Genomic DNA, 7,305 nt, shown 5'->3' with positions numbered 1-7,305 from the left:
GCGGCCCCCGCGGCGGGGGGGGGGGCCCCCTCCGGCCCCCCCGCCCCCGCCCCCCCCGCCGCCGGCCCCCCCCCCCCCCCCCGGGGCCGCCCCCCCCCCCCGGGGGGCCCCCCCCCCGCCCGGCGGGGCAGTCGGCGGGCCGGTCGTCAGGTCGCGGCCGTTCAGTTCTGACGATATGTCAGTTACAGTCCGGCCCATGAGGGGTGCGGACACCGTCGCGGAGCTCGTACGACGCCAATGGGGCGACCACCGGATCGGCCTGAGGGACGAGCAGCACACCCTCACCCACCACCAGGTCGCCGCCGGCGCCGCCGCGCGGGCCGCACTGCTCGTGGACCTGATGCCACCCGTGCCGGGGGGCGAGCCGCACCTCGGCATCCTGCTCGACAACACGCCGGAGTACCCGCTCTGGCTCAGCGCGGCGGCCCTCGCGGGGGCCGCCGTCGCCGGGATCAACCCGACCCGGCGAGGCGCCGAACTCGCCCGGGACATCCGGCACACCGCCTGCCGGGTCCTGGTGACCCAGCGCGCCCACCTGCCCCTCCTCGACGGGCTCCCGCTGCCGGGCGTGCGCATCCTGGTCACGGACACCGACGCCTACCGGGCCCTCCTCGCGCCCTACGCCGGCGCCCGCCCGGGAGACGCGGCCCTCGGTCCCGTACGCCCCGACAGCCGCTTCCTGCTCTCCTTCACCTCCGGTTCCACGGGCGCGCCCAAGGCCGCGCTGTGCAGCCAGGGGCGGCTCGCGGCCGCCGGGGCCTCCCTCGTCTCCCACTTCGGGGTCGGCCGGGACGACGTCCACTACGTCTGCATGCCGATGTTCCACGGCAACGCCGTGATCGCCGACTGGGCGCCCGCACTCGCCGCCGGAGCAGGGGTCGCCCTGCGGGCCCGCTTCTCGGCCTCCCGCTTCCTGCCCGACGTGCGCCGCTTCGGCGCCACCTACTTCACCTACGTGGGCCGGGCCGTCCAGTACCTGCTCGCCACCCCGCCCGCCCCCGACGACCGCGCGCACCCGCTCCGCCTCGGCTTCGGCACCGAGGCGGGGGCGGTCGACGCGGCCCGCTTCCGCGAGCGCTTCGGGGTCCCGCTCGTGGAGGGGTACGGCTCCTCCGAGGGCGGCGCGGCGATCCAGCGGACCCCCGACACCCCGCCCGGGGCGATCGGTCGGGCCGCGCCGGGCGACGACCTGGCGGTGATCGACGCCGAGACCGGCGAGGTCTGCGCACCGGCCCGCTTCTCTCCCACAGGCCTGCTCCTCAACACCTCCGAGGCCGTCGGGGAACTCGTCAACCGCGGCCGCTCGCCCTTCGAGGGCTACTGGCGCAACCCCGAGGCCGAGGCCGCCCGGCTGCGCGACGGCTGGTACTGGACGGGCGACCTCTTCTACCGGGACGCCGACGGCTTCCTCTACTTCGCGGGCCGTACGGACGACCGGCTGCGGGTCGACAGCGAGAACCTGGCGGCGGCGATGATCGAGCACGTCCTCGCCCGCTGGGACCGGGCCGCCGGGGTCGCCGTCTACGCGGTACCGGACCCGGTCGCGGGCGACCAGGTCATGGCGGCGCTCGCCCTGCGCGAGGGCGCGGACTTCGACCCCGCGGCCTTCGCCGACTTCCTCGCCGCCCAGCCGGACCTGGGCACGAAGATGCCGCCGCGCTTCGTCCGCGTCCTGCCCGAACTGCCCCTCACCGCGACCAACAAGATCCACCGCGTGGGCCTGCGCCGGGCCTCCTTCCTCTGCCCGGACCCCGTCTGGTGGCGCCCGGCCCCCGACGCCCCCTACGAGCCCCTGACCGGGGCCGCGCTTGACGCCCTCCGCGCCCGCTACACGCGGCAGGGCCGCCCCCAGGCCTACCCGTAGGGACCCGCGCCCAGGCCCACCCGTAGGGGTGGCCCCCCGGGGTCATTCCAGCGGGTCGCGGACCACGCCGGGCAGGTGCAGCAGGGCCTGGAGCGCGATGTACAGCTCGGCCGAGTCGAGGCGCCGCTCGAAGGACCGCCCGGAGAGCTGCTCGATGCGGCGCAGCCGGTAGCGCACGGTGTTGGCGTGGCAGAACAGCAGCTTCGCCGCCTTCTCCGCCGACCCGTCCACCCGGAAGTACGTGGACATCGTGGTCAGCAGCTGGTCCCGCTGCGCCTCGGGCAGGTCCATCAGCTCGCCGAGCACCTGGTGGCCGATCCGCGAGGCGGTGGACGGGGCGCTCACCACCAGCATCGGCAGCGGGGCGTCGTCGAACAGCGAGACCGTCTCGTCGTGGGGCGCGGCCCCCGCGAGGGCGACCTGCGCGAGGTGGAGCGCCTGCGGCGTCTGGTCGAGGCGCGTGTAGCGGGGACTGACGCCGGCCCGGTGCACGGTCAGCACCCGCAGCGTCTCGACGAGCCGGCCCATCGCGCCGTCGTCGCCGCGCATCGACACGACCCCGATCTGCGCGTCGGGGGTGAGCCGCCACGCCGACCCCATGTCCTGGTCGCGCAGCGCCGGTTCGATGTCCGGCAGCGCCTGCCGGGCGAGCCCGGGCACCTGGGCGACCACGACCACGAACGTCCCGTCGTACGGGAGGGTGAGCAGGTCCGCCGCCTCCAGGACGGAACCGGGGTTGCCCATCCCGCCGCGCAGCACGACGTCGACGAGGGCCGACCGCTGCTGGTCGCGCTGGACCATGAGGGCGACGGCCCGCTCGTTGTAGGCGTTGACGACCGCGGTGGTGGACTCGTCGTTGAACCGCCACACGTCGCCGGCCATCGCCACCAGCTCGGAGTCGGTCACGATGCCGGTGCGGGCGGCCTCGGCGACCATGGACCCCCAGAAGGTCCGGTAGCCGATCCGGAACGCGGACTGCACCGAAGCCAGCGGCACCCCCTGCTCGGCGCGCAGCCGGCCGGTGGCGCGGGGGGCGGCCAGGGAGACGTCCTCCTCGCGGGCCAGCCGGCGCAGCGTGAACTCGATGTTGTCCCGCACCGACAGGTACAGGTCGTCGTGTCCCGTCGGCGCCGAGGCCTGGTAGACCGACAGCTCCTCGCGGATGTGCCGGGTCGTCGCCTCGGCCAGCTCCGGCAGCCGGACCAGGAGCGCCGTGGCCAGCCTCCTCGCCGCGTCGACGGACACCGAGCCGGCGGACACCGAGCCGGCGGACACCGAGCCGACGGAGACCGCGTCGGCCTGTGCCGTACCGACGGATGTCGAGCCGGCCGGTGCCTTCGTCGCCGTCGCCGTCGCCGTCGCCGTCGCCGTCGCCTGCGGCGTGCCGGTCGGCCGGCCGGTGGATTCCTCGCTGAGCAGTGCCCCCATGCCGTCACCGTAGGCGGGCCGGGGCGCGGTGCGCGGGGGCCGGAGGGCGGCCGGGGCGGCCCGGGGGACGGTGCTGTGGCCGGATACGGCGGTCGTCGTGCGTGCGTTCGCGGGGTGAGGGGGTCCCGCGGTGGTGACGCGGGGACGTCGCGGCTCCGTTTGTCCCGGCCGACAAAACCGGAGGGGCCCGCCTGTTCGCGGCGACAGCATCCGCGCCGGGCCGGTTGCCGCATCCCGCCCGTCTCGTTTCTCCGGACACCGCTGAGAGTACGAACGGAGTGATCACGTCATGGACGGCGCCGTGGTGGAACGCGACCTCGTGATGGACCTGCTGCTGTCGCCCGGGCACGGCGTCCCGGTCCTGACCCGCCTGCTGTACAGGGCGGACGACCCCTTCGCCGTGCGGATCGTCTTCCACGCCGACGCGGCCGCCCCGGTCGTGTGGACCTTCGCCCGCGAACTGCTCCTCGAAGGACTCTTCCGGGCGGCCGGCGAAGGAGACGTCCGCGTGTGGCCGACGGCGACGGGCGCCGAGCACGAGCTGAACATCCTGCTGCGGTCGCCCGACGGTGACGCCTTCCTGCGCACCCGGGCCGCCACGGTCTCCGCCTTCCTCGGCCGCACCCTCGACCTGGTCCCGCCGGGCACGGAGTCCGACGGCACCGGCCTGACCCGCGTCCTGGACGCCCTCCTCAACCCGTAGGGCCCGTCCGGAAGGTCCCCGCCCGGCCCGTACGGCGGCGGGGGTAGGGCCCGCCCCACCCCGCCGCACCCTCCAGGCCCATGGCCCCGACCGGGGCGTCCCGCCTAGCGTGGGCGGACATGGAACCCCGTAACCCCTGGCAGGCACTGACCCGGCCCCGCTTCCCGCTCGGCGTCTGGCCGTGGCGGGCCGCCGGGTACCTCGCGACCGGCGCGGTGACCGGCGCCGCCGTCGGCCTGGTGTTCCTGGTCCTCGGGGTGTTCTCGCTGTTCCTGGTGGGGCTGCCGCTGCTGCTGCTCTCCGGGCCGGCGGTCGGTGGGATCGAGCGGTGGCGGCTGCGGCTCGTGGACCGGGACCCGGCGCCCGGCCCGCACCGGGTCCCCACCGCCCCCGGGCTCGGCGCCTGGCTCCGGCTGCGGGCGGGGGAGCAGGCCACCTGGCGGGAGCTCGCGTACGCCCTCCTGCTCGCGACCGTGCTGTGGCCGCTCGACCTGCTCGTGCTCGCGGTCGGCGTCGGGCTGCCCGCCGTGCTGCTCGCCACCCCGGTCCGGTACGCGGTGGACGGGGCGGAGACGAAGGCCGTCAAGGCGTACCTGGTGACCTCCTATCCCGAGGCCTTCGCCGCGGCGCTCCTCGGCGCCGTGCTCCTGGTGGTCCTCTCCTACCCGCTGGCGGCCGTCGCCGGGGCCCGCGCGGCCCTCGCCCGCGCCCTGCTCAGCCCCCGGGAGGCCGGGAGGGAGGACGGGATCGGCGAGGTCATCGCCTCACGGGCCCGGCTCGTCGACGCCTTCGAGGCGGAGCGGCGCCGCATCGAGCGGGATCTCCACGACGGGGCCCAGCAGCGCCTGGTCGCCCTCACCATGACCCTCGGTCTGGCGCGGCTCGACGCCCCGCCGGGCCCGCTCGCCGGACAGCTGGCGAAGGCGCACGCGGAGGCCGGTCAGGTCCTCACCGAGCTGCGCGAGCTGATCCACGGCATCCACCCCCAGGTCCTCGCCGACTACGGCCTCGGCGCGGCGCTCGCGGACGCCGCCGACCGCTCCGCCGTGCCCGTCGACACCGACATCGAGCTGCCCCGGCTGCCGGTGAGCGTGGAGAGCGCCGGCTACTTCGCCGGCTGCGAGGCGCTCGCGAACATCGGCAAGCACAGCGGGGCGACCCGGGCGGCGATCACCGCCCGGCACGCCGGCGGCGTGCTGCGGCTCGACGTCGAGGACGACGGGCGGGGCGCGGCGGACCCGGCCCGGGGGAGCGGACTCACCGGACTCGCCGACCGGATCGCCGTCCTCGATGGCACACTGGCGATCATGAGCCCGCCGGGCGGGCCGACCCTGCTCCGAGTGGAGATCCCGTGCCGACCGCTCCCCGCAAGCTCCGCGTCGTCCTCGCCGAGGACGGCGTCCTCCTCCGGGAGGGACTCATAGGGCTCCTGGCCCGTTTCGGCCACGAGGTCGTCGCCGCCGTCGGCGACGCGGACGGGCTGCGCGAGGCGGTCGCCGCCCACGCGCCGGACGTCGTGGTGACCGACGTCCGGATGCCGCCCGGTTTCCAGGACGAGGGGCTGCGTGCCGCGGTCGCGCTCCGCGCCGAGCGGCCCGGCCTGCCGGTGCTCGTCCTCAGCCAGTACGTGCAGCGCAGCTACGCCGCCGACCTCCTCGACTCGGGGGACGGCACCGGCGTCGGCTACCTCCTGAAGGACCGGGTGGGCCAGGTCGGGGAGTTCGTCGAGGCCCTCGCCCAGGTCGCGGACGGCGGCACGGTCGTCGACTCCGAGGTCGTGCGGCAGCTGCTGCGTCGGCACCGGGACCCCCTGGAGGCGCTGACCCCGCGCGAGCGGGAGGTCCTCGGCCTGGTCGCGGAGGGCCACTCGAACGCGGAGATCGCCCGGCGCCTGGTGGTGACCGAGGCCGCCGTCGGCAAGCACATCGGGAACATCCTGGCGAAGCTCGGCCTGCCGCCGGCGGAGGACACCCACCGCCGGGTGCTCGCCGTCCTCACCTACCTCCGGGCCTGACGGGCGGCGCCGGGAGGGAACGACAAGAAAGCCCCTCGCTCTCGCGAGGGGCTTTCTCTGTCGGTGCGCCGCCAGGGACTCGAACCCCGGACCCGCTGATTAAGAGTCAGCTGCTCTAACCAACTGAGCTAGCGGCGCCTGCTGACAGAGAAAATACTACCTGGTCCCGAGGGGTGCTTCCGACCACCCCGCGGGACCGGGTCTCCACGTGTCCTCAGATCGCCAGCGAGAGCACCACCGGGGCGGCCCTGCGGTTGAGCGTGTCGGCCGCCGCGCGCAGCCGGTGGGCGTGCTCGATCGGCAGGGACAGCGCCAGGCAGCCCACGGCCGAGCCCGCCGTGAGCGGGACGGCGGCGCAGACCGTGCCCACCGCGTACTCCTGGAGGTCGAGGACGGGGACGGTCGCCGGCTGGCTGTCGAGCTTCGAGAAGAGGATGCGTTCGCTGGTGATCGTCCGGGAGGTCAGCCGGGCGATCTTGTGCCGGGAGAGGTGGTCCCGCCGGCCGTTCTGGTCGAGCTGTGTGAGCAGGCACTTGCCGACCGCGCTGGCGTGCGCGGCCGAGCGGAAGTCGACCCACTCGTTCACCTTGGGCGTGCGAGGGCCGTCGGCGAACTGGGTGATCTTCACTTCGCCGTCGATGTACCGGCTGATGTAGACCGCGGCGCCGACGGAGTCGCGCAGCTCGGTCAGGGTCTCCTGGAGCTTCGCCTCCAGGGCTTCGCGGCGGGTCAGGCCGGAGCCGAGGAGGACGAGGGAGTCCCCGATCACGTACGCGCCGTCGGCCACCTGCTCGACGTACCCCTCGCGCCGGAGCATGAGGAGCAGTGAGGACAGGTGGGCCACGGGCAGGCCGGTCTCGCGCGCGATCTGGACGTCCGTCACTCCGCCCCCGTGCCGTGACACCGTCTCGAGGACGCGCAGGGCGTATTGCACCGAGTGGAACGGCGCGGTGGGCTCGGGCTTCAGCGCCACGGTTTCCCCCTACCAGGTTGTGACCGCAAGCTTTCGTACCACGATAACCGCCAAGGGCCTTTTGCGGGGCGGCTGTTGGCGAGAATGATGCGGACGATCCGGCCCCTAAGCTGGGGTGCACCCTTCTGGCATATGCCCAAGTCATGAGTGGTGCGGAGAGCCTGAGGTCAGGGCGGTGCGCGACGGCGCTCCCGGGTGCGTTCGGCCGGCGGCTAACGGGAGATTTTCTCCGGGGGAGCGGACCCGGCCGACGCTCTCCCGGTGGCCGAGAACCCTCCTTTCCCGGCGGAATAAACGGAGACACCCTCCTGTTGTAGCCCTGA

General features: G+C 74.8%; 6 protein-coding genes and 1 tRNA gene. 4 read left to right on the top strand and 3 right to left on the bottom strand.

Annotated features, from left to right (window positions below; all coding sequences use genetic code 11):
* The first annotated feature begins 196 nt into the window (after positions 1–196).
* Positions 197–1,864 (top strand): AMP-binding protein, encoded by a 1,668-nt coding sequence (locus ACIQFX_RS31950; RefSeq protein WP_402470418.1) that lies wholly within the window; start codon positions 197–199, stop codon positions 1,862–1,864.
* Positions 1,865–1,906: 42 nt separating this feature from the next.
* Here ACIQFX_RS31950 and ACIQFX_RS31945 read toward each other — a convergent pair whose 3' ends face one another.
* The gene (locus tag ACIQFX_RS31945; RefSeq protein ID WP_402470416.1) at positions 1,907–3,292 is read right to left on the bottom strand and encodes a PucR family transcriptional regulator; all 1,386 of its coding nucleotides are present in this window, start codon (positions 3,290–3,292) and stop codon (positions 1,907–1,909) included.
* A gap of 289 nt (positions 3,293–3,581) precedes the next feature.
* Between ACIQFX_RS31945 and ACIQFX_RS31940 the strand changes: the two genes are divergently transcribed.
* The 3 genes from ACIQFX_RS31940 to ACIQFX_RS31930 all read left to right on the top strand — a co-directional run bounded on the left by ACIQFX_RS31940 (position 3,582) and on the right by ACIQFX_RS31930 (position 6,009).
* On the top strand, positions 3,582–3,995 hold the full coding sequence (locus ACIQFX_RS31940) for an SsgA family sporulation/cell division regulator (RefSeq protein ID WP_402470413.1): 414 nt from the start codon (positions 3,582–3,584) through the stop codon (positions 3,993–3,995).
* 119 nt (positions 3,996–4,114) lie between these two features.
* A complete protein-coding gene (locus ACIQFX_RS31935; RefSeq protein ID WP_402470412.1) occupies positions 4,115–5,419 on the top strand; it encodes a sensor histidine kinase in 1,305 nt (434 codons plus the stop codon).
* Positions 5,347–6,009, top strand: coding sequence for a LuxR C-terminal-related transcriptional regulator (locus tag ACIQFX_RS31930; protein WP_402470409.1), 663 nt, complete (start codon positions 5,347–5,349; stop codon positions 6,007–6,009). The genes ACIQFX_RS31935 and ACIQFX_RS31930 overlap by 73 nt, the downstream gene beginning before the upstream one ends.
* A gap of 64 nt (positions 6,010–6,073) precedes the next feature.
* Here the strand turns inward: ACIQFX_RS31930 and ACIQFX_RS31925 are convergent.
* A tRNA-Lys gene (locus ACIQFX_RS31925) sits at positions 6,074–6,147 on the bottom strand.
* 76 nt (positions 6,148–6,223) lie between these two features.
* Positions 6,224–6,982: an IclR family transcriptional regulator gene (locus tag ACIQFX_RS31920; RefSeq protein ID WP_017237127.1), complete on the bottom strand. Its 759-nt coding sequence runs from the start codon at positions 6,980–6,982 to the stop codon at positions 6,224–6,226.
* Positions 6,983–7,305: the final 323 nt, after the last annotated feature.

The sequence above is a fragment of the Streptomyces sp. NPDC093089 genome (assembly GCF_044754405.1).
GTDB lineage: Bacteria > Actinomycetota > Actinomycetes > Streptomycetales > Streptomycetaceae > Streptomyces.
Note: the sequence above shows the minus strand (reverse complement) of the source record. Positions and strands in the feature narration are given on the sequence as shown.

What these genes read in the sequence shown, in the direction of transcription:
- ACIQFX_RS31950 (WP_402470418.1), top strand. Translation starts at nt 197, where the DNA reads ATGAGGGGTGCGGACACCGTCGCGGAGCTCGTACGACGCCAATGGGGC.
- ACIQFX_RS31945 (WP_402470416.1), bottom strand. Translation starts at nt 3,292, where the DNA reads ATGGGGGCACTGCTCAGCGAGGAATCCACCGGCCGGCCGACCGGCACG.
- ACIQFX_RS31940 (WP_402470413.1), top strand. Translation starts at nt 3,582, where the DNA reads ATGGACGGCGCCGTGGTGGAACGCGACCTCGTGATGGACCTGCTGCTG.
- ACIQFX_RS31935 (WP_402470412.1), top strand. Translation starts at nt 4,115, where the DNA reads ATGGAACCCCGTAACCCCTGGCAGGCACTGACCCGGCCCCGCTTCCCG.